Raw genomic sequence first — 25,846 nt, 5'->3', positions numbered from 1 at the left:
AGTTGCGCGGGCCGCGCCCGCGGGTTGGCGTATGCATCGCGCCGGATCAAACAGGCGCGCTGGCTCCACGATGGATTTCGATCGCCGCGTCTTCGCGGAAAAGGTCATGACCGCGTTCGCAACAAACGCGTGTGGTCGAGACGGTGAATGCACCATCCTGGGCTCTGCCCTCTTCCTCCACCCACGGGGACGCCACCAACGCCTGGCACTGCATACAACGAAGGTCTCCCGCGATCGCTGCCAGGATCTCCCTGTAGCGGCCCTGCACCTCAGCTCGAAACGCCTCCGGAAGCTCCGTGGTGGCGTCGCCTAGATCATCCGCGGCCTGGAGCCACGGGTGGAAAGCCCGTCGGAACCCATCCGGCCTAATCGCGGCCACGCCATGTTGATAAATGTCGCAACTCTGTGTCCAAGGTATTGACTTTGAACACTTCATCACCATCGGTGAGGCAGCAGAAGCTTTACCGTACACCGCTTCAACCAGCCTTCTTCGCCCATCATTCCCTCTGCTGGCGACCAACCCGCCTAACCAACTGTCAAGAAAACAATGTCACATCCGCACCGCGGCGATACGTGCGCCTCATCCCGCACTCAGTCTCGCCAAGTCAATCCATCCATAAGCTCGTATAACGACTTGGTCTGTTCGTCGCCAACGGAAATCACACCATCCCTTATCTCCCAATCAATACTAATCCGTTCGCCTCCCACACCCATATCCTCCACGTCGCTAATGAATCCCCTTAACATCTGCTTACGTTTCTCTACCCTCGGTTCCACACTAGTAAACACCTCATACTCTTCATCAAGAGAGAAAATCCTGTTCGCGACCAGCTCAAGCAGCTCCCAGTCCGCTTCCAATTGAACCGATCCGGTCGCATCTTTCATCGCGGCGGCCGCGCTCCATGGAGATACCTCTGCTTCACCTGTATCTAACTTCAACGATGCATCAATAACATTACCGTGACTATCACGAACACGGAAATCGTCCAGCTCAATGAGAAACCTTTCAGATAGCGCACTCTTCAGTATTTCGAAATAGTCGTCTACGACTCCATGGTGATCGACTAACAGGATGAAATACGGCGAGCCGTAGAGATTGAGGGCATTGATCGCGAAGATCGTGTCCTCCAGGAACCGCTGTTCCTCTTTCTGGATCGAAACCACGCCCTCATCATGTAGGACCTCCATATACAGCCCCTGCAGCCCGGCGTGGAGGATGCGGATCATGAGGTCCCGCACCTCGTCGCTGCGGCCGGGCGACAAGCGGCGCTCGATCTCCTCGTCGACGGCCGCATAGCCTCCCTCGGCGAATAGGCCCATCAACTCGGCTGTGGTGCGTGCAATGGCCTGGTTCTCCTCATCGGGCACGGAGTCATCGTCACGCGCGACTTGGCGGGCAATTTCGTTGCGCACATCGTCGTCCTGGAGCATGGTCAGGTAGGCCCGGAAACGCTCCAGCGAGTCATCAGCGTCGGCCGGAAGGAAGACATATGAGAACTCCTCAGTCGAGCTCTCGCGCACTCCGCTGAGGAAATACCTCGCCCCTCCCTGAGGAACCGGATTCTGGTAATTGCGGTAATACGTTCCCCCTCCGGTCGGGTCCACCAGCCGGAAATCAACTCTCGGACCGAGAAGAAGGTTCACTTCTTCGCCCGCGTTGTTGCGCAGGCGCTGGGTATTCGTTGCGGAGAAGTCGATTAACTCAACCGTCAGATCCCCACCCCCGGGGGCCACGATGTCGATCTCATCGAAAATCCTGCCCGAAAAGCCCACGCTGTGAAGGGCATCATCGGAGTTCATTGGAAATACCTCCATTTCAACTCGAGTAACGTACTCCCCCTTCTCGACTTTTCGCTGAAGCTTGAAAGCTTCCTCAATTGCTTTGGCCGGAAGGTTAAAAGATAGATTGCTGTTGAACTCGTCTAGACCCTGACCACCATCAACGCGCAACCTGCCCAACCCAAGAGCCTGTTTGTGTATTATGCGAGACCCATCCTCTTGGATCGAACCACCGAAATGGATGTCCGAATACAAAAACTGACCGACCGACGTTTCTCCTCGAACCCGACCCACCTCAAAATTGGTATCGACACCAAACGGTATGATCTCGCCTTCGCCTAGATTCTGAACATCCCAACGTATTTCATCCACCAATAAGTCCAACACGCCGGGAGACTCGACCCACACCGTCGGGAAATTTCCATGCCAACGCTTAAATCGGCCTTCGCTGTTCAATATTAGATTAGTTGACCATTCTTCGAGGAACACCTCCGCTGATTCTTCGCCGCCCTTGGTTAGGATCGCTTGTCCGTCATATTCCTCTCCATACAGGCTTATCCCTATTGTGCCATTCCGGTTTAGGTCAATTAGTATCCGGGCCCAATTCTCATGTTGCCAATCTGGTAAGGCATCAGTAGCGCCATCAGGCCATAGGAGTTTTCCATTTATGCGGATAGGGCGCCTTAGAAGCCAATCTAAGACCGAGTACTTCCCTACTACGAGCTCTCCCGCTGCACTGAGGCTCGGTTTTTCGGGTCCCTGCAAGACGCCGATGATGGGGTGAATTCGATCTGTAGAGTCCGGCCGGTAACGCAAGCGATACCTTATCGTTTTGTCATCCTTGTTATAGTCAAGTCGGATTACATCCAATCCGTGCTTCGACTCGGAATGGCCTTCAAATTTTGCGAGTGCTTTTTGGATATTGCCAACCGCCCGTTCGGACACGAAGTAATCGGCCACGAACCATACTGCTACTGCCACCAGCATCACTCCGACCACGGCCCCGAATTTATACGACGTTTTCATAAGCATCAATTAGTCTCTGGTTTTTCGTACAACTAGCGCAGGCTCACCTAGCAAAACCCTCTGAGGATCAGGAATAAAAACAATTAACAAAACCCTGGCTCAAGAAACTTTGTACATCCCTGTTTATCATAAGTAAAAATCGGCTTCCGCCCCGGGACTACAACCCGTTACGACCGTTTCGATTATACGGCGGCTTCATCCTTTCGACCAAAAACTCTTCAACCGCCGGAGCCTCAAATGCTCGATCCTTTGGGATCCCAATCGAATAAATTATGCGGGCCTCCTCATAACCCGAGAACTTATGTACACCTTCCGAATCCGAATCGCCCCATTTAAAATAGCTACCCAGCCTTGAGGTGATCGTGCTATTGCACGAGGCTTTCCCGATTCGGAGAACCAATCCTTTTCGATCGATTATCACGTAAACCCCAGGCAAATGACCATTTGGGTACGGGTTAGAGAATTCACGACCGATATCATAGGGTCCTTTGATCTCTAACTCGCCCATGTTCGGTCGCGGATATTTTTGATTGAACTCGTCCAAAACAAGCATAATGTCTGATATTTTAGCCATTTCTTAACCCCGCAGCCCAATAAAAAAGTATGAAAGGTTCGCTCGCCAAAGAACACCCTGCCGTACGTCCCAGTTGTCGCTTACAGAAACGGTCTCCTACTACATAAGCACGCTGATAGTTTTGATGTTCTGTCCGAAATAACGGGCGCTGAATCGTGCCGTTCTGAACCGTTCATTCCGGCTCAGCCTCGTCCAGACGCATAAGGCTCTGTCCAAGATTTTGTCGTCCTACACGTCTTCCAGACACCTCACGATCTCATCGCGGAGCACGTAATTGACCTTACCCGCGAACGTCGGCATGTTCTCGCGGAAACGGCCTCGCTAGTTCGCCTAGAACCCTTCCGAGAAAGCCGAAACCCTATCGATTCGCTCTCTCGCGGCGTGCAGGCACAAGCGCATGGTCTGGCGGGTGCGCCCGGGTTTGCCATCACCATTGGCGACTGAAGCGATACCAGCCAAGGCTCCCGATCTCGATCCGAGACGATCCGCTCAAAGCCGACGCTGGGTGGCCCGAAGCGGGGGAAAGGTGCCGGACACAGGGGGTGCATCACGCCAGCTCGAGCAGCAGCTTGGCCACAGTCCTGGCCCGGAGTTCCTGTTGCGAGACCGGGCACCGGCGTCCCGCAGAAACGTTCCATCCATCGCGGAGATCACTCAGACCGTTCACGCGGGATGCTCCGTTCGGTAGGCTACCCGAGCCGACTCCAACTCCTCCGCAATGGCCTCGCGCAGGGCCGTGGGGCCTACGACCTGGACAGCCGCACCCAGCCCCAGCAACCACCACTTGAGCCTTGCGGTGTCGCGCACAGTGGCGGTTACCCGCGAGATCCCATCCGACCCGCATTGGATGGATTGATCCTCGGACAGGCGCGCCTCGCGCAAGTGATAGGCCAGTTCGGCGCTGACGCGGAGTTCCAGCTCGATCAAATCGCCCTCGGGGTAATCGAAGGCGCCATCCCGGATGAGTTCATCCAGGTCGAACCCATCGTCGGGATCGCCGGCGGGGCGGTCCGTCAGCGTGGCCGCCTCGATGCGGTGGGCTGCCAAGTGAAGGACATCCTGATGGGGTTCGATGGTCGCGAGCAGGTAGGTGACCGGCTCGCGGAACACAAGGGCCAGCGGGTGGATCCGGTGATCCTTCACGCGCCCACGCGAGCGGGAGCGGTAGGTGATATCCAGGCAGCGGCGCTCCAGCAGGCCCTGTTGAAGGACCGGGAAAACACCCTTGGGCATTTCGGGCGGATCCAGCGGGGGACCGTTCGAGAGGATTCGGATCCGCTCGGGCCACAGGCTCAGACCGGAGTCCTGCCCGGCGGCATCCAGCACGTCGCGCGCTCGTGCGATCTGCGGCTTCAGGCGCTCGCGCGCGGATGGCGGCAGCAGCCGGGCGGCATGGGCATCCAGGATCTGCAGCGTCAGGGCCGTCTCCGGATCGAGCGCGGGAACATCCTGAAGCGGCGCCTCAGACAGCCAGTACCACCCGTACGGCCGATCACGCTCATCTCGACCCAGTGGCAGGAAGCCGGATAGAGCCTCCAGGTCCCGCTCAATGGTGCGTAGCGTGGTGGGCAGCCCACGCGCCTGCAGGTGGTCGACCAGAGCCGGCGCACTCACACGGCGAGGTTGCCTTGGGATCATCCCCAGCAGCAGCATCCGCCGCTGCAGCGTGGCACGCATTCCGTTGCCCTGACTCATTTCCGGCTCCCTGTTCATCCGGCGCAGACCCCTGCCCCCTGTTCAGACTGACAGGCGGCCTGTCCCAACGCAAAACCGGGCGATGACGACAACGCCACCTCCCGGGATTGGGTACTGCTCGGCGCGGTCATCCCGCGAGCGCATCAACGCGCGGTTTGCCCTTCAGAACCGGTAGCCAAGACCGAATTGCACACGAGTCGCACCGGGGTCGATCTCCAGGTCGCCATACGACTCGCTGCTGTAGGCGGTGTAGGACACCTCGCCCCGCATGAACCATCCGGTATCACGCTGCACTTCCACGCCCGCCCCGATTCGAGGGCCGCTGATACGGTCGGTATCCGAGCCATTCACGAAGCCCGGACCGCGCACGCTGCTGCGGACTTCCGTTTGCTGGTAGCCCAAAAGCCCGTAGACGAGCACGTTGTCGCTCACCAGCCCGCCGATACGTCCGGTGACTCCGTAGCTGTGACGGGCCTCGACACCCGCAGTGCCTTCGCCGTCGATCGACACCGTAGCATCCGCGTCCTCGATCTGGGCGTCGATCTCCACGCCACCGTAGACACCGCCGCTGGAGACACCACCGTACCCCGCAAACAGGCCCCCAACAGCCCCGGTTCCGCTGAGACCCGACAGGCTGCCCAGCCCGCTCACCGAGGCATCGATGTCGTAGGACGCCCCGCCCACCTGACCGCCAATGTAGCCACCGTCAAAACCGGAGGCCTGAGCGGCCGTGGCGCCGAAGCCCAGCATGGCGATGAGGCCGGCGGTCGTGATGATCCGTTTCTGCATGTCGATCTCCCTAGTCTGGATGAACCACCCGTATGCGGGCGGGATTCAGAGACTGAAGAAGAAAGGCGACCATCCCTGACGCCTGGAAATAAAGCCCTGACATCGGACTGCGAACCACGCGCGAATGCCGCTATTCTCCAAACAGGCAAATCGTCATCGTTTCTCCGTCTTTGATCGACAGCGGTGCCGCCAGAACCAGGTCGGAACCGTCGGGCAGCTTTCGAATCACGGATTGTGCAACCATATCCGCTGTTGCCGGCGTCACCGTGGCGTCGACCGGAAGCACCACCAGAGCCGCGGACACCGAACCATGCCGGCTCACCTCTATCGCGAGATTGCTTCCTACGGCATCCATATCGCGCTGCGCTCTGGGGGGCGGATACTCGGCCAGCACACCCAACCCGCCACGCGCCGGAAGCACCGAGAACAGATCGGCAGCGTCGATACCCATCATCCCCGGAGTGAGCGCACGCTGAAGAAGTCTGGCTACCGCTGAGGAGTGCGCGCACGGAAACCGTATGCACTTGGCGCTCTGCTCATGCCCGCCCACAAGGATCTCGGCAACGGAGCCATCCTCGTCGTCCTCTACGTGGAGGCTCAAGGCGGCATTCGTTTCACGTCCCATCACGCCGCGCCCGTCTGGCAGGTTGCCGGGATAGCCCTCGAGGATCGCGAATGGCCCGCTTCCAGGTTGCTGGACCCAGAGCGTCCAACCGCCGTCAACGTGCTCCACAACCCGGCTCTCGAAATCTTTCATGCCCCCCCCTCGCAGTTATCGGTTCCAACCGCCCAAAATCCCTATGAGAACGAACTTCGCGGTTGATAGACGGCCGCTCGCGCCGGAAAACACCACCCCCATCCGCAATGAGGGCCCTGCGTAGTTGAAGGAATGATCTGCAGGACGTCCCATTCAGTCGATCTGCCGCAAGATCCGGCCGTCCGTATCCCGTATACGCGTGGGGGCCGAACCCGGTCCCTCTTCAACCGTGCCCAGGATTCGACCGTCAGGGGCCCGGATATAGGTGGGTCCGAACCGCTTTTCGTCGATGTATCCGGTGATACGCCCGTCGGCGTCTCGGATCATGGGCTTGCCGACATGACGAGCGTCGCCCCCAGACGGCGGCACCGTGGCGCAGCCAACAAGCGTGATCGCTATGAGGGCAACCAGGCCCATTCGGATGGTGCTCATGGCAAAGTACTCTCGAATCGAGGTCCACGTATCGCCACCCTCTCACGCCGAGGCGTCGATTCCTGTCGCCTCACCGCGTCAGAATGAAAATCGACGAAGCACCCAAGGGGCTGAAAAAGCCCCGAATCTCGGAGGAATCGAGATATCCGCAAACAAGTACCCCGTTCGCATTGAGCGCGACACCACCGGGCGCTACCTGTGCACCTGTCGCGACGTGCCAGAGGCCCTCACCGACGGCGACGACCGCAGCGAGGCCAAGACGAAGATGGCCGATGCGCTGATGGTCGCGCTGGAGGGCTATCGGATGGCTGCCCGTCCGCTCCCGACAGCCTCGCGTCCGGAACCGGCCGAAGTCATAGCCCTCGCGCATTCAACCTGGCGGTTGAAGCCGGCACGCAGTAATTCCCTCGTGAATTAAAGTGTCGGCATCGCTAGGAGCGTTCACCCGGCGCTCCCGAGAAAAATACGGAGCTGTATAGTCTGATCCGCCCCCGCGTGCCTTCATCTCGCGTGACGATGGGGCTCCGGCCGCACGTTAGGGTGCCCGAAGGACCGGGACACAGTCCCGTAATTGTCCAAGGCCGCGATTACAGGGCGTACACCAAGCTACCGAGGGACAAATACTATTCCAAAAACACGTTGGCGGACCAGGACGCCAAATACAACACCATTGATCCGCATCTCCCTAGCCGCCAAGACGCCGATCCGGTGCGTGGACTCAGGGTCAATCAATACTTAAACCAGCATCATAATAAAAGAGAAGAATTATCAAAAACGGAGCTGCTAACCGAATGCGCCAATCAGGCCAAACTCCGCTAGCCAATCGGCTCAATCCGGCGATTGCATGAGATATTGCAAGACTCACCAATACGAGCGCAAAAGCTCCAGACAACGAACGAAGAAAAATTAGATCATAAAGAAGCCCATTTTTGAAAGCAGTTATATACAACCAACCCAGAACACCGAAACCATACAGAAGAAAAAACTCCGCCCACTTGCTGCGCTTCCACCCACCCCCAACTCCCAATCGCAATCTCGGGCGCGCGGAACCACCCCCATCATCCTGCTCCACCCCCGCTTCTGCTCCTCCATCGAACACTACTATTTCGATGTCCACATCTTCACACTCATCGATCAGCCTAGCTACGATAGATTCTTTTTCTGTATCCGATCGATACTCCTCGGTGCCCGAACAGTCTTTTCCGAAATAGTTAATCTTTCCTTTCATATTGCCACCCAAATTAGCTCCCAACTCAACCGGCGAGAGATCATAGTTGATAAGGACGCAACTGAGGAAACAGGAAACGACCGACGATTATATATAATGCCTAAAAAGGCAGAATCTTTTACCGATCGATCGATCCATCCTCACATGCCTTCTTCAGATCATCATAGCCATCGCTAAACCCGGCGTCGTGCGAGATGAAGTATACGAAGCCCACCCTTCGGTCACCCAGGCGATAAACTGACACCCGGCCGGCCCCTGCGCCGGGCCCAGCGCTATCCCAGTCCTGATAAGCGACTTCGCATATGGCACCCGACTCCTTCAACTCATAGATGGCGATGTCCACGGGGAGATCAAGCATACGATTAAAGCACTCAATCGGTTTCTGCTCGGCTAAAACCAAATGATCTTTTTTGCCGTCCGCGAGATACCATAAATCCCAACCACGATCCGGATCCATTTCGAGAAGATATCCGAGTTCTCGATCGTCCTCATCTAACGGGTCTTGTGAATCCAAATGAACCCGCATGATGTCTTGCTTTTCTGCCATGACGTTTCTTGCCTCTGTTCGATCACCCGGATTGGCACCACTAGTGCCGGATGGGCTTTAGCGTGGCGATGTCCACGGGTTCGTCCATGACGGAAGCTCGTGGCACCCGGGGAGAATCAATCGGAAACTCAGTCTCCAGCTTCAAGCCTCCCGATGGTGGTTCGTCGCTATCGTTCACCGAATCTTTCTCCACGAAAGTGCAGCTTTTGGGACCCCAGACGATACACATGCGAAAGCCTTTTTCGCGAACAGCACGCTGAACACCGTCGATCAAGAGTTCGCGACAGTCGGGACTCATGCTCCCATCCGGAAGCAGGGGATCCGGATGGCGAACATAAGAGTCGCCGCGACTCACTTCCATCGCCTTTCCGCCCTGAACGATGTGCACGGGTTCACGCTGGTAAATGGCCGCGAATACGCGGACCACGATGAATGGATAGGTGATCTGGCTCATACGTGCTTCTCCTCGGTCGAGTCGCCGGCCGGGTTGTTGTCTGCGACACAGGCAGCACTGAGCTCCTGCAGGATACGCTCCAGTCTTTCCGCAAGGTCATGCGGGCCGCGCGCCGCGAATACTCGGGACAGCGCCCCGTAATACCAAAGCGTCTCATCCCGGCTCGCATTGAAACGGTCCCACAAACGATCACCGACCTGGTGGAAGTCGTCGAGGATCGATCGAGCGTTGTGGAGCTTGTCGGCGCACGAGACCAACAGGACAGAATCGTCGGCATCCTCCAGATGCTTGAGGTAATCCTCCTTCCGCTTGCGCCAGGCAGGTTTCTCCGTCTCAAACGTGTCCGAGCATGCCGCGACGATGTCGCCGACTCGGCTCCCGAAAAGCTGTCGGATCTGGTTCAGGGTAGCCTCGCCGCCCTGATCTTCAGGCCCGTCGTGTAGCAGGCCCGCGATGGCCTCGTCTTCGTCGCCCCCTCCTTCGAGCACAAGCCCGGATACGGCCAGGAGGTGGGAGATATAGGGAACCTCGGTTCCTTTTCGCTTCTGTGTCGCGTGCAGTTGGGTCGCATAGACCAGCGCCGATTCATATCGGCGGGTGAGTACGGTGGACATAGGTGGACTCCTTGAAAGATTCGGCAATCAGATTGGAAACTCAGGCGCGCAGTGCCGAGCGAATGTCTTCCAGGCGCGTCAGGGACTCCCACTGGTGGAGCGCCGGCGTGCGGTACGGGCCAAAATGGCCGAGTCTCGCTGTGTCCTGGTAGACGGGACGATTCAGTTTCAACTCTTCGATGATGCTGACTGGCGTAAGGTCGAACACCTCCCGGATCGCCTTGACCAGCAAATGCTCCGGGACAGCGCCAGTGCCATGGAGGTCCACCCCGATCGAAACGGGCTCCACTTCACCAATTGCATACGAGAGCTGGACCGTGCAGCGACGAGCAAAGCCGGCTGCCACCACGTGCTTGGCCACGTAACGGGCCGCATAGGCGCCCGAACGATCCACCTTGGATGGATCCTTACCCGAGAAAGCGCCGCCGCCATGCGGGCACGCTCCACCGTAGGTATCCACCATAATCTTCCTACCCGTGAGACCCGTGTCGGATCGCGGGCCACCAACGCTCCAGGCACCTCCCGGATTGGCCAGCGTCCTGAAACCGGCCAAGCGAAGTTCGTTGGGGATGATTTCGCCCACGACAACGCTTGATAGGAACTCGCGAATTTCGTCGATGGAATGAGCGGGGTCGTGCTGCCAGGACAGGACGACGGCCTGAACACCAGAAGGCTTACCGTTCTCGTACGCCACGGTGACCTGGCTCTTCGCATCGGCCAAGAGGTGAATGCCCTGCCCCCTCGCGATCTCCGCTCCACGCGCGACCAGATCCGTCGCGAGAGCCCAGGGCAAGGGCATCAGATGGTCGGTCTCGTCCGTCGCATGGCCGAACATCATGCCTTGGTCGCCTGCGCCGAGATCCCGCAAGCCGCCATCCACGGCCCCGGCGATCTCAGGACTCTGGCGATTGAAGCGGATCTCGACCTCGCAACTGTCGGGATCAATATCCGATTCCGCAGAGCGATAGCCGACCGCTTTCAGAGTATCCCGAACAAGCGCCTCTGCGGACTCGCGGACGGTCTCGTAATGATCACGATGGGCGGTTCGGAATTCCCCGGCCACGCTGACCTTGTCGCGGATTGCGAAGGCCTCGCAGGCCACACGGGCGTGCGGATCCAGGGCCAGAAATGCGTCGAGGATGGCGTCGGATATCTGGTCGCAGGCCTTGTCGGGATGGCCCGCCGATACCGATTCGGACGTGAAGAGTCCGTCTGAAAAAAACATGGCTGTTCTCCGTTTTAGCCGTTTTGGCGCAACGCCGGGGACGGCAAGCTGGATCAAATCCCCCCGGCCCGTAGGTGGGCCACGCCGTCTCTGCTTCGTGATCGCGCTGGGCGCGCCTCCGCATGCGTTCTACCTGCCCGAGGCTACCTCCAGGGAGAGAAGGCACTCTATCCGGCCAGTAGCATCAGTGAGCTGCTGATGAAGGATAGCGGTAACCATTGGGGCGTTCAGGAAACGGGCACCCAACATCTTCCGGCCGGCTACCAGGCCATCCGGAATTGCGTGTCTGTTCGCGGGCGATACCAACAAAAAAACCCTCCAGGACAGGAGGGCCGACGGTGCCTGTCAGATTGCTCCACTTGGAGCCACATCTGCTTTCGCAGTCCACCTTGCCCAGGTTCGGCAGGTTGGCTTGGGCGTCGGCCCAACTCTTGATGTACGCTAATCATGGACCAATTTGGGTTGCGTATGCAAGCAAGCACCCGACTTCGCTGGAAATACTAGTGAAACCCTTTCAGCGCACCAGTGGGAGAGAGGGACGCAAGTTTGTCCCAATAGCATCTGTCGAAGTGCAAACCGCTCCCTCTACCAGAGACATCAAGAACGCCATGACTTTATCAAAACACACCCCCCCAAGAGATCAAGCCTCCGATCCTGAAAAGTCTCACGAGGAATGGAGCCGAGAAGTCGGAGCGGCGTTCGTTAGAGCTCTCAACAAGCGCACGAGCCATACACACTGTCAAAAACCAGATCGTCAAAAAGCGTCGAAGGAATCGAAGACGGAGGAAAGCGCTGACCTTCTTGCTACGCTAATGGAAGACCGCCTCAATAAACCCCCTGAACTTAGGGAAAAACAGCGTCGATTACTCGAAATTCTTGCGGCGGAATCAGATAAGCCTCAAGCAACTTCTTTTTCTGGAAAAGAAAAACCAAAACGCCCTCACAAGGAGAGCCTTTTAAAAATCCGATTGATAACGGCGATCGGCTTTATCGGGGCACTGGTATTAGCTACGTTAATTGCAATGATTTTCTCCCAACCTTTATATGCAATCATGGGCCTTTTTGTCGCATTTTCTACCCCAATCATAATCTGGCACGAGAAGAAAACACGATAATCGAAATCGCGCTCGCACGATCGGTGCCGTACCCGCCCACGGATCACCCGGAAGCTCCAGAAGGACTTACCCTGCACCCCGAGTTCGTGCGGATCGACGACGGCTCCCGCGTCGTCCTGCTACGCGAAGACGAGTTCGTGCAGATGATCGCCGCGCTTCGCCAATACGAAGCATTGCGCGCGCATCTAGGGGGAGACCCGCTTGTGGATCCTGACTGAGCGGTGGTTCCTACACCGGCGGCAGTCCGCGCTCGGCTTGGGTGATAGGCTCAGCCCATGGCATTACTGAAGGTTGGCGAAAAGGACCGCGACGGCCGGCAGAAGCGCATCGAACACACCGGGCGCTATCTGCGAGCCAGTCGTACCGGCGGGCTGTCGCTGCGGGCGCAGACGCGGGCCGCCGGGATCAACTTGACCGGCAATACCAACCACGGCGTACGGGTGTCTACGCGTCTGGCGAAAAACACCCAGGTCGCCTTCCAGAACGGTCGCTTCATTCTGCGCGGACGCTATGGCTCGGATGCAGCCAAATTCAACCTGTCGAAGTCGGGCGTCACCGTCTCCACCAAGACCCCGATCGGCTCGTTCAACTGGATCCGGCCCGGGCGCTCGTCAGCCAAAATTGCGGGGGTTCAACTGCGGGGGCACAACGCAGCCGCCATCCAGGGGATCTTTGCTCTTTTCGCCAGCGTTTACTGGCTCCTCGGTGGGGTCCTGCGACTCTTCGCGGGGCTTATCGGCGGGATCGGGCGCCTCGCCGCCGCGGCCCAGGCCCGCCGCCAGCTCGCGGAGGAGGAAGCGGCACGCCCTGAGTTTTCTTTCGAGACGGTGCGGGCACTGGGCGACCAGGTTCTGGCCGAGCACGAGGTCGACCCCTCGACCTGGTCTGGCCGGGATCAGCTTGCGACCCTCGCCTTTGCGTTCCTGGCCCTGGGCCGCGGGGCTGCACTGCCGCACCCTTCTAACGAGAGGGACTCGACTCCTGCGGTTGAGGCGGCCTTGTTCGAGGACATGCAAACCGCCAGCGAGCACTGGCGCATCTGGCTGGGACCTCTGCCGCCGGAAGATATCGAACCGGCCATGGGGATTGTGACGATCCTGGCGCAGAGCCTCGGACAGACAGCCGATTCGGAGTGGCGCGGCGAGGTCCTGCTGGCCCTGGATGACGCCTGCCTGCGCGATGGGCCCAAGACCCTGCTGCAGGAAGCGATGATCGACCTCACCGCCGAGGCCATGGGCGTAGAGCTGGTCCTGGAGGGCGAGCAATGAGCGAGACAGCTCCTGGGGCCCTGGAGGCCCTGGTCCGGGCACACCAGCATTTCATCCAGCACCCCGGACCGAATGAGACCTGTGCCGCCTGGCGCTCGTATTGCCGAGATCATGATTGCGAATGGGTGACCACCTGGGATACGCAGCCCTACCGGGAGACCGAGACGAATGGTCTTGCTCTTTCGGGACATGACCGGTTCGACGACATCCCGCAGGAGGCACTCGACCGGGCTCTGTTGCAGATCGTCGACACCGAAGGGCCGGTTCACCTCGTCATCCTCACCCGGCGACTGCTGGAGGCCGCAGGGTTTTCCCGGGCCGGGTCCCGAATCCAGGCGCGCATCCATGAGCGTCGCGCGGCCTTGGGTGCGCAGGGTCTCATCCGACTGGAAGATGAATTCTCTGGCCGTGACGAACAGTTCGCGGTGCCATGCCTGCGGGACTGGAGCAATCTGCCGGATGCGCTGCGCCAGCTCGACCACGTCCCCGATACCGAACTGACGTTATCGCTGGTTCGGACGGTGGCTGAAGCCGGCACACTCGACCGCGATACGGCCATGAACGATGCCCTCCACCGGATGGGGTTCATCCGCCTGACGGACAACGCGCGGGACCGATTGCAGGACCCACTGGCGAAAGCACTCGAACGGGGACTGCTTGTCGAATGGCAGGAGATCCTCGAAGCCGGCGCGAATGCGTTCAGGAGGCCCCGGAACCGGCGGGAGCAAAATGAGAAAGTGGGCACCCGTCTTCTTCCAGGCGCCACACCGTCATCCCGAGCGCAGAGTCGGGGTTTCTGACGCCAGGATTAGCCTCGGCGCCCGAGATCTCAGATAACCGCTGTGCGGTTTTCGGGATGGCAATACGATCCAACATTCATAGTTGGAAGACAGGCCCCGTGAACCTCCGCGCTCGGTGCACTCAATCACCACCGAAAGGCTGTCCGTCAAAGGCTGGATTCGCTAGAGTTCCTCTGTTCCCGCTCTACTGCTGGTATCGGGCATTCGAGACTGCGTCCAAGGTCCGTCCGGCGCAGCCAAGCCAGGACACGTTCGATGAAGAACCGGCCTGGCTTGCGGCATAGCCCTCTTCGCGAGGGCTATTTTCTATCTTTCATAGCCTCCTGACCCAAACCTGCCTGTCAGATTTCTTCCAGCGCTGTTCACGAAACCTCGGACATCTCGATGGCTGTTTCAACTGTCCGTGGATAGGACGGTGTGGGCTAGGGTCTCCACAAATCCGCGGTAAGCGCCAACTCCAGCAATCCGACAGGACGCGACTCTCCAGCAACCAGGGACTGCTCACGTTCGCCGCTACCGGCGTAACCGTCCGTCACGCAGTACAGGGGATCGCGTTCCCCGCAACCGCGGGGATGCTCCGGGCTTGTAGGGCCCCGGGCAGTTGACGTAGGCGCGTTCCCGCAGTCACGGGCATGAACCGGCGATCGAGTGCCCTCAAAGAATAGCCCCCGCACACGGTTACCGGGCGCGGCCGTTCACCCAGACCCCGCCCATTACCGCAGGAACTGGATAGCTAAGATCAGGGTTTGTCGCTCGAGCTGGTCCGGCGCCTCTGACGTGCCAAAGCGAGATCCTTGCGCTCCAGATACAACGCTAGGGCGATTACGCCGGCTCCACCGATCACCACAAGCGCGAAGATGGACCAAATCATGGCTTGGCGTGCCTCGCAGCAAATACGCGGGGATGAACGCACCAGCACTTAGACAGATACACCATTTCCACGCTCCAGTCGGTCGGATCCACACGATTCTGCCCCACCGAAGTGGTGGCACAGGGAGATTCGGCGAAACACATGGACCAATATGGCATGCTTCGATTGTAGCAATCCAAACACCGGCAGGATGCGATGTGCGAACCGAGAGTCAACCGGTGCGACTCTGCCCAAGCTGCTCAGCCGCAGCGCAGTTCAGTCTGTCGCCTTCGTCGCCGAGGGCGACCAATGGACCGCACGCGTAAAGGTCTGCCCCCCATGAAACGCTCACGGTAGGCCGACGCGAGAACTTGTGCGATCAGGAGATGCGGACACAGCTACGCGGCGTCGAGGACCCGCAACTCAACGTGCAAGCCGGCGGCCGCTGCCATGTTCACCAGGGCATCGAGGCTAAACACGTCGATCTTTCCTCGCATCAGATCAGAGACTCGCGGCTGCGTGACTCCGAAGAGTTTCGCGGCCTCGCCCTGTTTCATTTCCGAGCGAACGAGATGGTCCTTGAGGGCCCTCATCAGAGCGGAACGCAGCTTCAGGTTCTCCGCTTCTTCCGGGGTGTTCTCAATCGCATCCCACACGCTGTCGAATCGGTGCTCGGTCATTGGTCTATCTCCTGCAGCAAATCGCGATAACGCTGAGCGGCCAAGTCCAGATCGCTCTTGCGGGTCTTTTGTGTCTTCTTCCAGAAGCAATGCAGCACGTAAACCGCATCCCCGAACTTGGCGACATAGAGGACCCGAAATGCTCCGGCCTCGTCTCGGATCCGGATTTCTCTGACACCCTTCCCCACGGACTGTATCGGCTTCCAGTCGTCGGGGTCCCTTCCATGCTGGACTTGGTCGATCTGGTGCCCGGCCTCCCGTCTAGCCGACAAGGGGAAAGCACGGAGATCGTCCAGTGCCGTCGCTCGGAACACGACTGGCTTGGGGCCTGAACCGGACATACTCATAGCCTATACAATTTTTTGTATCTTTGCATCAAGCCTGGGGCTCCTGGGGCTCGCGCTGACTCACTCGGACTTGGACGAACGCTTCGGGATGCTCTGCTCCTGCACATCCAGAGAAAGACAACGGCTGGGAGATGCCCCCTAGCGACGGGCCTCGGGCAGGCAAACGGTGGATTAAGCCCGGTCTACGGGATCAAGCAACGACCGATCATCATTCGCCGGCCGATTCACTCGGGTGGAAACTGGATACGCCCGCAAAGCGGAGGGCGGCATACGGCGAGTGATATGGCGGACCTGCTCGCGGTCGGTGATCTCGGGGTCGAGCCAATCCCATCGGCATTCGGCGTCGAGCGCGAGTGGCTGCCGGTCGTGGATCTGCGCCAGGTGCTCGGACGCAGGCTCGGTGATGATCGCGCAGCAGGCCCCGCCGTCCGCGGTCGGCGCCCAGATGCCCGCCAGGAACAGCACGTCCTGCGTCGCGTCGTCGGTCAACGTGATGAAATGCGGCTGCTTGCCCTGTTCAGTTTTTTGCCACTCGTACCAGCCATCCGCCGGGACGATGCAGCGCCGATGCGCGAAGGCGCTGCGGAAATACGGACTGCTCGCGACCTTTTCGGCCCGGGCGTTGATTGGGCGAGGACCCTCCTGCACCCGCTTTGGCCGAAAGCCCCACAACATTGACTGAAAGGCGGCGGGAGTTTCGTCCCCGGCGCTGAATGCTTCAAGGGGGGTACCGGGCGCGACGTTGTATCGAGGTGCGTCAAACGCCACGTCGACCGGCACCTGGAAATACCGCATGGCGAGCTCGCTGGTCGCGCTGTAGCGCGTCATCCGTCCGCACATGACGCAGGATCCTCGTGCTGAGGGTGGCAAGGTCCACCCACTAATCTCGACACCGCTACCAATCCCTTCATTCGACCACTCTGGTGCGGCATCACATGGGTACAAGTGTCAGGGGTCTGGCAGAGCGCCGTTTGTACGTTCAGGCGCCTGCGAGGCCGTGCCATTCGGCCAAGCGCTGGTTCATTTTCAATCGCAAGCGCTGCTGCAACACCCCGTCGAACAGTCCCTCGAGATCTTCGGGGTGTTCCACTGGCAAAGCGGCACGCGCCTGAAGGAGAAACGGGCGCTCAAGCTCGGTTCCGACATACGCATGTTGCCACCAGTCGAGGATACGCGGCCGGGCACGCTCCAGCAGGGGGGCCGAGGGCAATCGGTCACCCTTGCTGTTGTTGGCCCGCCGGCTGGCCGGTAACAGGTTCCAATAGTCGTTGTTGCGCCAGCGGATCCATGGAAAACAATGGTCGACATCGTAGCTCCGTCGGAGGGCGGTTTCGGTCCAGACACACTTCACGGTTGCCCCTTCGTCTCGAAGGGCCTGAACACGATTCCGCACCTGGTAGGTCTGTCGTATACCCTCCTCCCATTCCATCGCGCTCACCAGCGTCTCTACCGATGCATCGCGATTGTACTGACGAAGCAGTCCGATCCATTCATTCACGATCGCGGGTTCAAGCCAGCACGCATAGCGACTGCAGCAATCCCAGATCGCGGTCGGAATCCGAAAGACACCGAACCGTTCCAGCCCTTCCGGGGTCAGTCGGTCGAAATCCGTCTTGCGCTGGCGGGAGCCCGGCGCGACTTCGAAGATTCGGTTGCTCGTGCCCGGATAGGTCGTGTACCGCACGGGCATGTTCTTAATCGTCTGGCAAGCGTCATCGATGGCCTCGCCAACGATGTCCGCTTGTTCACGGTCCATGGCCAGCCCGATCCGCAGATCGAAAGGCGAAATGTTCCCGAGTGCCCAGAAGGCGGACTTGGCGAAGCCCGGGTTGGCGCGCGGCAACTGCTTCAGACGCTCCCTGAGCAGTAACGGCATGTACAGTTTGATCCAGTACAGGCCCAGCGCCCCGAACGGGACCTCCACGCGGTCATCATCCCGCCTCAGCACCAGACCCGGCGCATCTTCCGCCAGTCGCACCACCGCGCGCAGCAGCGCCAGCTTGTACGTCGAGGACTTGTCGTCGTTGACGATGATGTGGCGGAGCAGCGGCAGGACACCAGTCCCGTCGTCGGCAAGACGGAACACCACCGTCTCCCAGGAAACGCCCGGGCGTCCCTGAGTGTCGGGAACGTCTTCACATGAAACAGACACCAAGGCCTGCTGCCGTGCGAAGTGCTCGAGCTCATCCCTTGAAACGGGATGGAAGGTCCGCTCGTCCGGGCTTGCACCATGGCGCAGGGTAATCACCAGCACGCCACCCGGAGCCAGAAGGTTTGCGAGAATCCGGAACGCCCGCTCTCGTTGATGCTCCGGCAGATGCATCCAGACGGCTGAGACCAAGATCAGATCGAACTGGTAGCTCAACGACCGCACGCGGCTCAGATCCGGAAGTTGATCAGCCATCCACTGGACTGGCAAACCCCGATCACGCGTGGAGGACTCTCCCCGGGATTTCAGTCCCTCGGAGGGTTCAACAGCCAGCACTTCCCAACCACGTTCGGCCAGAGCAGCCGCATCGCGCCCACTCCCCGCGCCGACATCCATCGCAAAGCCCGGCCGATCCGGCAACAAGTGCTTCCATGCGGCATGTACGTTCTCAAACGTCAACGCTTCATACTCTGAAAAAAAGCGCTCTGCTTGACCGGAGTAGAAATCCTTCATCAACGCACCTTAGGATGAACCCCAGTGGTGAGCCCGCAGTCAGGGACACGTCAACTTCGCTCCACGCCCGATACCTCTTTCGTTCTGGAAGGCACCCCTTTCTGCTGAATGCGTCCTCACGGAGCACTGAGTCGGCTCCCAAACGCCCCTTTCCATGCCGACCGCTCAGTGCCATTCTCATGGTAACCATCGTCGTACACGCCATACTCACTGGAAATGGCCCGACTGCCAAGGCCACGGGCCCATAGACGTGCAAGGACGACCTCACCTCCGCCTTTGGATCTTATGGGAATAACAAATGAAGGGAATGCCATTATTCGCGGTACTGATCGCAGCGGCTTGTATTTTCTTGCTTGCGGCATCACCTGCCTTGGGTTCAGACAACGGCCACGACAATTTTCGGGACCTACTGACCTCCGATGAACTCATCGACAATGCAATCGATTACTGGTCCCCCCCCGAAGAAGCCCGCCCGATCTTCAGACAGCACCTGGAACGTCTCCTGTCCGATGAGGCCATTATCGATCTGATGGTTGAGAACGCCCTAGTTGTCATGGAGTTTATGGATGAAGCGGACCCGTCCGATCATGAACGCATGGCTTTCGAGCTCAGCCAAGCCTCCATCGCCGAGTTGGCGGCGTTGGGTCTGCGTCGCATCAGCACCGACGATCTCAGATTCATGTATACGCACATCCGGCAGATGGCTGCGGGTCTTGACAATCAAACGTGTGCGGCGTTCTTCCGTGGAGATTTGCCTGGAGAGACTTCCACTAGGGTCGAGATGGAATATGCGTGGAGCCTGTCGCGCTCGGATCTGCGTCGATATCTGGACATTTCGCGCCGAGCCATTCTCGCAGAGGCCCACATGGATCCAAGCGTACAGACTCTGACTCCGACCCAGCGATCCCTTGCGGAGCGGGTTCTGGATAATCGTCTCGCGCAACACCCGGAGGCCACGGCTCTGGGGCAGGCATTTTTGCTGCCTTCGGCTGTCTCGGATGAACATTTCTGTTGGGCAATGGAAAAGCTGCTGGACGTGGCCCTCCGAGATTCCGGTTCAGTATCCGGATGGGTCCTGAGACTCTTGATCCTCGATCAACAGCCTTGAGCTTCGGCGTTAAGAGGGTGTTTACAAAAGGATCATGCCGTAAGTCGCCGTAGCAGGCGACGCGCTTCGGTGAGCCATACCCAGCTCTCTGCGACGCGGAGCAACCGATCGTGGTGCATCACTAGGCGCCGAGCCCGTTCGATCCAGGCATGGGTGCGCTCCACGGCCCAGCGCTTGGGCAAGGCCACAAAGCCTTTCGGATCCGCCTGTACAGTAAAAAGGTCCGGCGGTTCCGACGCCGTCCATCGGCCCACGTTGCGATTGGCGGGATGGCGGACCACTTGCACGTCAATGGCCTGGCATTGAGCCACCTGATTAGCAACGAGAGTCAGCTAGTCGCAGAACCCGCTCGGGCACGGGCCGGCAGTGTACGGCGGCGACCAGCAGTCGCGCCGGCAACATCGCCAGATCAAAGCGTCGGTTGAAGCGGTAGGCGAATGCCGCGAGGTAACGGGCCGCGTACTTGGCGAACGCAAATGCATGGTAGCTCCCGCTGAGGCTGGTCTTGAGGTTGCCGAGCACGGTGTTGATCCATTGGAATTCGGGAAGATCCTGGGGTTTGCGCCTGGCCACGACCGTCGGCTGGTGCCGGCAGACGGCCCTTGCGACGGCGCGGAAGCACGCCAGGCCATCGGAGTGAACCGTGCTTCCCGGAGCCAGATAGGCCCGCGCCCATTCGGTGACGGCGTGGAAGCTAAAGCCCGCGACCGGGGTCAGCTTGACCCGCAAGGGATGCCCCGCGTCGCTGAGCGACACGGCGGCGACGAACGGAACCTTGTTCTCCGACCCGCGGCCAGCCTTGCCGCCGGTGCGCTCGCCACCCAGGTAGGCATCGTCCAGTTGCACGGTGCCACTGAGCCCATAGCGCGCTTCCCGCTCGGTCATCGCCTGCATCAGCTTGTGCTGCAGGGCCCAGGCGGTGCGGTAGCTGACGCCCAGCTGGCGTTTGAGCGCCAGCGCCGAGAGCCCGGTCTTGGCCTGGCTGAGCAGATGGATGGCCAGAAACCAGGTGGTCAGGGGCAGCTTCGTTCCCTGCATCACGGTGCCGGCGATCAGCGAGGCCTGATGCCGACAGGCGTTGCACTGAAACAGCTTGCGCGGGCTGCCGTGCAGGACGCAGTGGGCTTGGCACCCGCAACGCGGGCAGCGGAAGCCGGCCGGCCATCGGGCCCGCTCCAGCGCCGCCTCGCACTGGGCCTCGGTGCCGTACTGGGCGATGAATGCCGGCAACGACATCCCCGGCTGAAACTGAATCCGATTCTGCGCCATGAGGCCACTCTCCGCTCACTGTGTAGCCTCAACGTACGCCCGGGGGTGGCTCACCCAGTGAGCCTGGCTGACTCTCGTCGCTAATCAGGTTGAGCCATGGCCCGGGCGCAGCGGCCGGCATACCCCGAGTCGACGAAGAGCGCCTCGATGCTCGGGTACTTGTCCTTTGCGTCGGCTACTACCGACGGGGCGCCGTCCCGATCCTGGACACTAGGGGCCGTGACACTGACCGCCAGGAGCAGGCCCAGCGTATCGACCACCAGGTGCCCCTTGCGTCCTTTGATCTGCTTGCCCGCGCCATAACTGGTCTCGCCCCCTTGCGGCGATCCGCGCGTGGATTGCGCATCCAGGCGCGCCTCGAGGATGTCCGCGATCACCGCCGCTGTGGCCGCATGCGTATGCTCCTCGCGCTCCCGCCACTGCGCCCGCAGCCGATCATGCATCTGTTCGAACTTGCCCTGCTCGCTCCAGCGACGGAAGGTCCGGTACACGTTCTGCCAAGGCCGGAACCCCTTCGGCAGTAAGCGCCATGCGCAGCCGGTTCGCACCACATAACAGCACGCATCGACCAGCTCCCGCCGCGAGTACTTCGGGGGTGTTCCCCGGCCTCCAGGCCGTTCTAACAGATCTGCAATCCGCTCCCACCCCGCATCCTTGGGGGACGTCGGGTACCGCCCCTCCGGGCTCGCTTGCCGATGATGGACCTGATACCCATAGCGAACCGTGCCTTCCTCCTGAACGGCGAGCTGAACATCGGCGCCATCTCGTACTCGCTCAATGCCCGCTTTTTTCAGCGCCTTCCAAAGATCCCTAAATGCCAGTTCATCGCCATGAAATCAAACTGATGGTCGCCATCATATTATCCCGTACAGCAATGCAGCGACACCACCGCACCAAAACCAGACGATCGCCTACTCGTGCTCAACTCCAGAATCCACGAAGAGCCACTCAACCCAAGCCTGATAAACCTCAGTCACATCGCGTCGTCCCCGAAATATCCGGCCATTGTGCGCACGTAACCGAATGGTGTATCCATCAGGCTGTTCCGAAAGACCAAACTCCTCGAGATATCCCCTCTTTAGCTCCCTTCCCCACAATGCGTTCAAAAGCTCGTCATCGAAATCCAAGACTAACCTAAGGTTCGGCTCAGGCCAGAGCAGGACCAAGAACGGATACGGCTGCGAAAGCAGATTCGCCACGTCTAGCCGCGTCTCTCCGCGCACACCCCATTCGCCATCGGAAGTCCGACCGCGTACATCTGCAGACAACGGAAGCCCGCTCCCTGCCGGACCGCCAAACGCTGCTTCAGCCGCCTCACGCGTCGCAATTCCATAACCTTCTGGCCCTTCATAGAAACCAAGGGGATCGGAGCGGAGATCCCGCACCTTGTCCCGAAACTTAATTAAATCGCGAGGCGGTATCCTTCTAATGTCCATACGGCCTTGAAAGTCCGTTAAATCCAAGAACGGTACATCCAAGTCGTTATACGACCAGTTAAGCTGAACGTTACTATACCCACCATCAGTTGAGACACCTGCTTCCATGGTTGTCTCGCCAGTTTCGAACGTCTCGTCACCATCCCGACTAATAACTGAGCTCGCCGAGAATACGATGTCCCAATCCCAAACCGCATCCCAATTCACTCCATGACCGCGGCCCAGAACCTGGATCTGCGACTCTCCTAATTCCCACTGGTTAGGTGCGTCGCCCCTCCGTGCACCTCTTTCAATGCTAAACGCTTCTTCGATGCCAACCGATAACGAGAACACGGGCCCGCGCCCCGCGCTAAGGGGTTCATAGTCAAGAGATGCCTTGATCGACTCCATTTCACCCTCGGCCATTTCCTTATCGATCCAATCTACATCCGAGACATCGTGCAGCCAGCGCCAACTATCTATTGAGACATCTAAAGACCAGCCTTCTGAATCTCCCTCGAACCACATTGACAGATTCTCTATGGCTTCAGTGGACGGAAATTCTCCCGAAAAGGTTTCTACGTGACGATCCACCACGAGATTGCCACTAACCCGGTCATCTAAAACCCCCGTCACAACGCTACTATCCGAGACCGGCACGATCATCCCTAGGAACAGAATTTCGTGTATCTCGGCTTTGGCCGCGGAACCTGTTTTTCCACTCGACCACCCTAATACTGGACCATGCTGAATTGTTGACGATAGTCCTATCGGTGGGAAGCCTTCGGTCGACCTATTGCCGAAACCCGAGTTTTCCTGATCTGCAAAGTGGACCGCAAGAAAGAACTCGGTAGACAAAAACCCTCGAGTCTTCTCGTAGGCGACAGACTCAACATAAGCCAAGCCCGCAATTCGCTCGACTTCCTGCTCCAGCCTCTCGTTTATGGTAGCCCCCAAGTACCAAGTAGAGCCGGCCCACCCCATAACCAGGAGAATGATGAGGGCTAGTGATCCACCAACCAATCCTCTTAGGCTTGCCATGCGCTTACTCTCCTGCTGTCGAGTTACTGTCGAAAGTGGTGTACGGGGGGGTTGAGGAAGGCAGCGTATCCGGCTGGAATGGAAGCACCACCAACCAGTCAGCCAGAGGAGATACGCCACCATTGCTCACAATACGACAGGGAACCCGAACGGACCAGAGGACCCGTTGACGGATCTGCTGCCCTGCGCGAATGCGTTCAGGAGGCCCCGGACACCGGCGGAACCAAAGCGAACTTAGGGAGGCACTGACCCCACACCAGCGTCGAGTGCTCGAGGCCTTGCTGCGCTTCGCGGCGGAGGGGCACGCCCCGAACCTCGATGAACTGGGACAGGCCCTGGGCCTGCTGTCACGCGGCTCGTTGCACAAGCACATCCGTGCACTGGAGGCGGCGGGTTACGTACAGGCCGCCCGCGGCGCCATCGGGGGATTCGGCTTACGCCTGATGTTCTCGAGGCGTTAGCCACCGATCCCGGAGCCGCATCCGAGGAACGAAGTGCTACTACCCTGCCCCTGCTGGGCCGTATCGCGGCCGGTCAGCCAATCGAAGCAATGGAAAACCGGGAACCGGTAGAAGTGCCTCAGGGCCTGCGCGGTAAGGGTGAGTGCTATGTACTCGAGGTGAAAGGCGACTCCATGCAGGACGCCGGCATCCTGGATGGCGACTGGGTGGTGATCGAATCCCGCAGCCACGCGAGCAACGGTGACGTCGTGGTCGCTCTGATCAATGGTGAGGAAGCCACCCTTAAACGGATCGAGCAGACGCCGAACGGGGTGCTGCTCCATGCAGAGAATCCGGCGTATCCGCCATTACACGTTGCCCTGGACCAGCTTCAGATCCAGGGCGTACTCGTGGGGCAGATGAGGCGTTATTCACTATGAGGCCGCCGCGGAGGGCCGACTACTCTTCCTTCATCATCCACCAGAGCACCCGCCGAGACTGAATTGACCGATCCAGACGACAGACTCATTCGACGCGCAACGGTCTATGGGAAGCGGAGTTGGCACAAGCGGATGCCATGCGCTTGTTGTGAGAGGCTGATGAGAGCACATTCACTGGCGCTCCGAACCCGTCTGATACACGACAATGCGGAGGGGCCGCAAATCGCCCGTTTCTCTGTTGCGGCGGATGATGGAAACAGCCAAGCCTTGATCTGGAACTCAGGCGCGATGCCAAAGCCCAATTGCAATGCGTATAGTCTCGCTATACGATACCAGATGTGATCAAGAGCTTCCGGCACAAAGGTCTTCAGCGATTTTTTGAGACGGGCTCCAAGGCCGGCATCCAAAACGGACATGCCGCAAGACTGTCGCGCCAACTCGCAGTGCTGAACCGAGCCAGTGGGCCATCGGACATGAACCTGCCGGGCTGGGCGCTACACCCGCTGAAGGGCCGCTTGTCGGAGCATTGGTCCGTTTCAGTCAGCGGTAACTGGCGGCTGACGTTCAAGTTCGATAACGGTGACGTGATCCTGGTCGATTATCAGGATTACCACTGAGGAGGGTCACTATGACGATGCACAACCCGCCGCACCCCGGAGAGCTCCTGCGCGATGATGTGCTGCCAGCCCTGGGCCTGTCGGTAACGGCCGCCGCCCGGGAACTGGGCGTCACGCGGGCAGCGCTGTCACGGGTGCTGCATGGTCACGCGAGCATCTCGCCCGAAATGGCTTTGCGTATCGAACGTTGGCTCGGCGTCGAGCGAGGCGGGCGCGCCGAAGTCTGGGCGGGCATGCAGCTCGACTACGATCTCTGGCGTGCCCGCCACGGCCAAGCTGCGTAGCGTTCGAAGGGTGCAGGGGCTACCCCGCTGCTGTAGTTAGCCATTGTGCAGTAAGATTTTCTCATAAAGCAGCCGAGACGCCGGACCATGCAACCCTCGAAGGCCGTAGAGAAACACCGCGATGCCATTAGGCGAGTAGTCGAACGTCACCACGCCAATAACGCACGTGTTTTTGGCTCGGTCCTTCGTGGACAGGACACCCCCGACAGCGATCTGGATTTGCTCGTCGATCCGACTGAAGAGACCTCTCTACTGGACATCGGTGCAATCCGCGTTGAATTGACTGAACTGCTCGGGGTGGAAGTCGACGTCGTCACCCCCGGCGCGCTCCCCGAAAAGTGGAGATCTCAGGTGCTCGAGACAGCGCGAGTCATATGAGCGAAAGGGCCG

Annotated in this window: 24 protein-coding genes, 4 pseudogenes and 1 riboswitch; of the genes and pseudogenes, 10 read left to right on the top strand and 18 right to left on the bottom strand. The window is 59.4% G+C overall.

Annotated elements, in window-relative coordinates; translation table 11 throughout:
• Positions 1-1,059 precede the first annotated feature (1,059 nt).
• The 5 genes and pseudogenes from C996_RS14735 to C996_RS0104195 all read right to left on the bottom strand — a co-directional run.
• Positions 1,060-2,811: pseudogene (locus tag C996_RS14735) on the bottom strand (hypothetical protein); the annotation flags it as partial.
• Between the two features lie 1,231 nt (positions 2,812-4,042).
• Complete coding sequence (locus C996_RS0104210) at positions 4,043-5,074, bottom strand: YafY family protein (RefSeq protein ID WP_018866207.1); 1,032 nt, start codon at positions 5,072-5,074, stop codon at positions 4,043-4,045.
• Positions 5,075-5,236: 162 nt separating this feature from the next.
• Positions 5,237-5,863: an outer membrane protein gene (locus tag C996_RS0104205; protein ID WP_018866206.1), complete on the bottom strand. Its 627-nt coding sequence runs from the start codon at positions 5,861-5,863 to the stop codon at positions 5,237-5,239.
• Between the two features lie 130 nt (positions 5,864-5,993).
• Entirely contained in the window at positions 5,994-6,620 is a 627-nt protein-coding gene (locus C996_RS0104200) for a hypothetical protein (RefSeq protein WP_018866205.1), read from the bottom strand.
• Between the two features lie 153 nt (positions 6,621-6,773).
• Complete coding sequence (locus C996_RS0104195; protein ID WP_026142898.1) at positions 6,774-7,052, bottom strand: hypothetical protein; 279 nt, start codon at positions 7,050-7,052, stop codon at positions 6,774-6,776.
• A gap of 142 nt (positions 7,053-7,194) precedes the next feature.
• Between C996_RS0104195 and C996_RS14045 the strand changes: the two genes are divergently transcribed.
• Positions 7,195-7,470: a type II toxin-antitoxin system HicB family antitoxin gene (locus tag C996_RS14045; RefSeq protein WP_081623672.1), complete on the top strand. Its 276-nt coding sequence runs from the start codon at positions 7,195-7,197 to the stop codon at positions 7,468-7,470.
• A 306-nt stretch (positions 7,471-7,776) separates the two neighbouring features.
• Here the strand turns inward: C996_RS14045 and C996_RS14520 are convergent, their stop codons facing one another.
• The 5 genes from C996_RS14520 to metK form a co-directional block, all read right to left on the bottom strand.
• Entirely contained in the window at positions 7,777-8,280 is a 504-nt protein-coding gene (locus C996_RS14520; RefSeq protein WP_155985238.1) for a hypothetical protein, read from the bottom strand.
• 118 nt (positions 8,281-8,398) lie between these two features.
• Entirely contained in the window at positions 8,399-8,827 is a 429-nt protein-coding gene (locus C996_RS0104185; RefSeq protein WP_018866203.1) for a hypothetical protein, read from the bottom strand.
• A 40-nt stretch (positions 8,828-8,867) separates the two neighbouring features.
• Positions 8,868-9,281, bottom strand: a complete 414-nt coding sequence (locus C996_RS0104180; protein ID WP_017940755.1) for a hypothetical protein — start codon at positions 9,279-9,281, stop codon at positions 8,868-8,870.
• Complete coding sequence (locus C996_RS0104175) at positions 9,278-9,895, bottom strand: HD domain-containing protein (RefSeq protein WP_017940754.1); 618 nt, start codon at positions 9,893-9,895, stop codon at positions 9,278-9,280. Before C996_RS0104175 ends, C996_RS0104180 begins: the two co-directional genes overlap by 4 nt.
• Before the next feature lie 40 nt (positions 9,896-9,935).
• Complete coding sequence (gene metK, locus C996_RS0104170; RefSeq protein ID WP_018866202.1) at positions 9,936-11,120, bottom strand: methionine adenosyltransferase; 1,185 nt, start codon at positions 11,118-11,120, stop codon at positions 9,936-9,938.
• A gap of 336 nt (positions 11,121-11,456) precedes the next feature.
• Positions 11,457-11,563: riboswitch (SAM-I-IV-variant riboswitch) on the bottom strand.
• 60 nt (positions 11,564-11,623) lie between these two features.
• On the opposite strand from metK, the gene C996_RS14515 reads away from it, so the two are divergent.
• The 4 genes from C996_RS14515 to C996_RS0104155 are packed head-to-tail and all read left to right on the top strand — an operon-like array spanning position 11,624 to position 14,303.
• Positions 11,624-12,235: a hypothetical protein gene (locus C996_RS14515; RefSeq protein ID WP_155985237.1), complete on the top strand. Its 612-nt coding sequence runs from the start codon at positions 11,624-11,626 to the stop codon at positions 12,233-12,235.
• Between the two features lie 23 nt (positions 12,236-12,258).
• On the top strand, positions 12,259-12,453 hold the full coding sequence (locus C996_RS14730) for a hypothetical protein (RefSeq protein WP_026279197.1): 195 nt from the start codon (positions 12,259-12,261) through the stop codon (positions 12,451-12,453).
• A gap of 57 nt (positions 12,454-12,510) precedes the next feature.
• Positions 12,511-13,503 carry a hypothetical protein gene (locus tag C996_RS0104160; RefSeq protein WP_012982514.1) on the top strand — a complete coding sequence of 331 codons (993 nt, stop codon included), beginning with the start codon at positions 12,511-12,513 and terminating at the stop codon, positions 13,501-13,503.
• Positions 13,500-14,303, top strand: a complete 804-nt coding sequence (locus C996_RS0104155; RefSeq protein WP_018866200.1) for a DUF3320 domain-containing protein — start codon at positions 13,500-13,502, stop codon at positions 14,301-14,303. Before C996_RS0104160 ends, C996_RS0104155 begins: the two co-directional genes overlap by 4 nt.
• Positions 14,304-15,551: 1,248 nt before the next feature.
• Here the strand turns inward: C996_RS0104155 and C996_RS0104150 are convergent.
• From C996_RS0104150 to C996_RS0104135, 4 genes are all read right to left on the bottom strand, one after another.
• Positions 15,552-15,833, bottom strand: coding sequence for a helix-turn-helix domain-containing protein (locus C996_RS0104150; RefSeq protein WP_012982512.1), 282 nt, complete (start codon positions 15,831-15,833; stop codon positions 15,552-15,554).
• The gene (locus tag C996_RS0104145) at positions 15,830-16,180 is read right to left on the bottom strand and encodes a type II toxin-antitoxin system RelE/ParE family toxin (RefSeq protein WP_018866199.1); all 351 of its coding nucleotides are present in this window, start codon (positions 16,178-16,180) and stop codon (positions 15,830-15,832) included. The genes C996_RS0104150 and C996_RS0104145 overlap by 4 nt, the downstream gene beginning before the upstream one ends.
• Before the next feature lie 171 nt (positions 16,181-16,351).
• Complete coding sequence (locus tag C996_RS0104140; protein WP_038034395.1) at positions 16,352-17,020, bottom strand: SOS response-associated peptidase; 669 nt, start codon at positions 17,018-17,020, stop codon at positions 16,352-16,354.
• A gap of 139 nt (positions 17,021-17,159) precedes the next feature.
• Entirely contained in the window at positions 17,160-18,842 is a 1,683-nt protein-coding gene (locus tag C996_RS0104135) for a class I SAM-dependent methyltransferase (RefSeq protein ID WP_018866198.1), read from the bottom strand.
• A 298-nt stretch (positions 18,843-19,140) separates the two neighbouring features.
• Between C996_RS0104135 and C996_RS0104130 the strand changes: the two genes are divergently transcribed.
• On the top strand, positions 19,141-19,950 hold the full coding sequence (locus tag C996_RS0104130; protein ID WP_038035629.1) for a hypothetical protein: 810 nt from the start codon (positions 19,141-19,143) through the stop codon (positions 19,948-19,950).
• 32 nt (positions 19,951-19,982) lie between these two features.
• Here C996_RS0104130 and C996_RS14510 read toward each other — a convergent pair.
• The 4 genes and pseudogenes from C996_RS14510 to C996_RS14030 all read right to left on the bottom strand — a co-directional run.
• Positions 19,983-20,255: pseudogene (locus tag C996_RS14510) on the bottom strand (IS5/IS1182 family transposase); the annotation flags it as partial.
• A 10-nt stretch (positions 20,256-20,265) separates the two neighbouring features.
• Positions 20,266-21,219 carry an IS1595 family transposase gene (locus C996_RS0104125; protein ID WP_018866196.1) on the bottom strand — a complete coding sequence of 318 codons (954 nt, stop codon included), beginning with the start codon at positions 21,217-21,219 and terminating at the stop codon, positions 20,266-20,268.
• Between the two features lie 89 nt (positions 21,220-21,308).
• Positions 21,309-22,019: pseudogene (locus C996_RS14035) on the bottom strand (IS5 family transposase); the annotation flags it as partial.
• Positions 22,020-22,130: 111 nt separating this feature from the next.
• Positions 22,131-23,675 carry a DUF945 family protein gene (locus C996_RS14030; protein WP_081623669.1) on the bottom strand — a complete coding sequence of 515 codons (1,545 nt, stop codon included), beginning with the start codon at positions 23,673-23,675 and terminating at the stop codon, positions 22,131-22,133.
• A 191-nt stretch (positions 23,676-23,866) separates the two neighbouring features.
• Here C996_RS14030 and lexA point away from each other — a divergent pair.
• The 4 genes and pseudogenes from lexA to C996_RS13740 all read left to right on the top strand — a co-directional run bounded on the left by lexA (position 23,867) and on the right by C996_RS13740 (position 25,834).
• Positions 23,867-24,555 (top strand): annotated as a pseudogene (gene lexA / locus C996_RS14720) (transcriptional repressor LexA).
• A gap of 338 nt (positions 24,556-24,893) precedes the next feature.
• Entirely contained in the window at positions 24,894-25,172 is a 279-nt protein-coding gene (locus C996_RS0104100; RefSeq protein WP_026279196.1) for a type II toxin-antitoxin system RelE/ParE family toxin, read from the top strand.
• A gap of 11 nt (positions 25,173-25,183) precedes the next feature.
• A complete protein-coding gene (locus C996_RS0104095) occupies positions 25,184-25,456 on the top strand; it encodes a HigA family addiction module antitoxin (protein WP_012982509.1) in 273 nt (90 codons plus the stop codon).
• Between the two features lie 87 nt (positions 25,457-25,543).
• Complete coding sequence (locus tag C996_RS13740) at positions 25,544-25,834, top strand: nucleotidyltransferase family protein (RefSeq protein ID WP_038035627.1); 291 nt, start codon at positions 25,544-25,546, stop codon at positions 25,832-25,834.
• Positions 25,835-25,846: the final 12 nt, after the last annotated feature.

Origin of the sequence: Thioalkalivibrio sp. ALE25 (assembly GCF_000377285.1) — a bacterium.
GTDB lineage: Bacteria > Pseudomonadota > Gammaproteobacteria > Ectothiorhodospirales > Ectothiorhodospiraceae > Thioalkalivibrio.
Note: the sequence above shows the minus strand (reverse complement) of the source record. Positions and strands in the feature narration are given on the sequence as shown.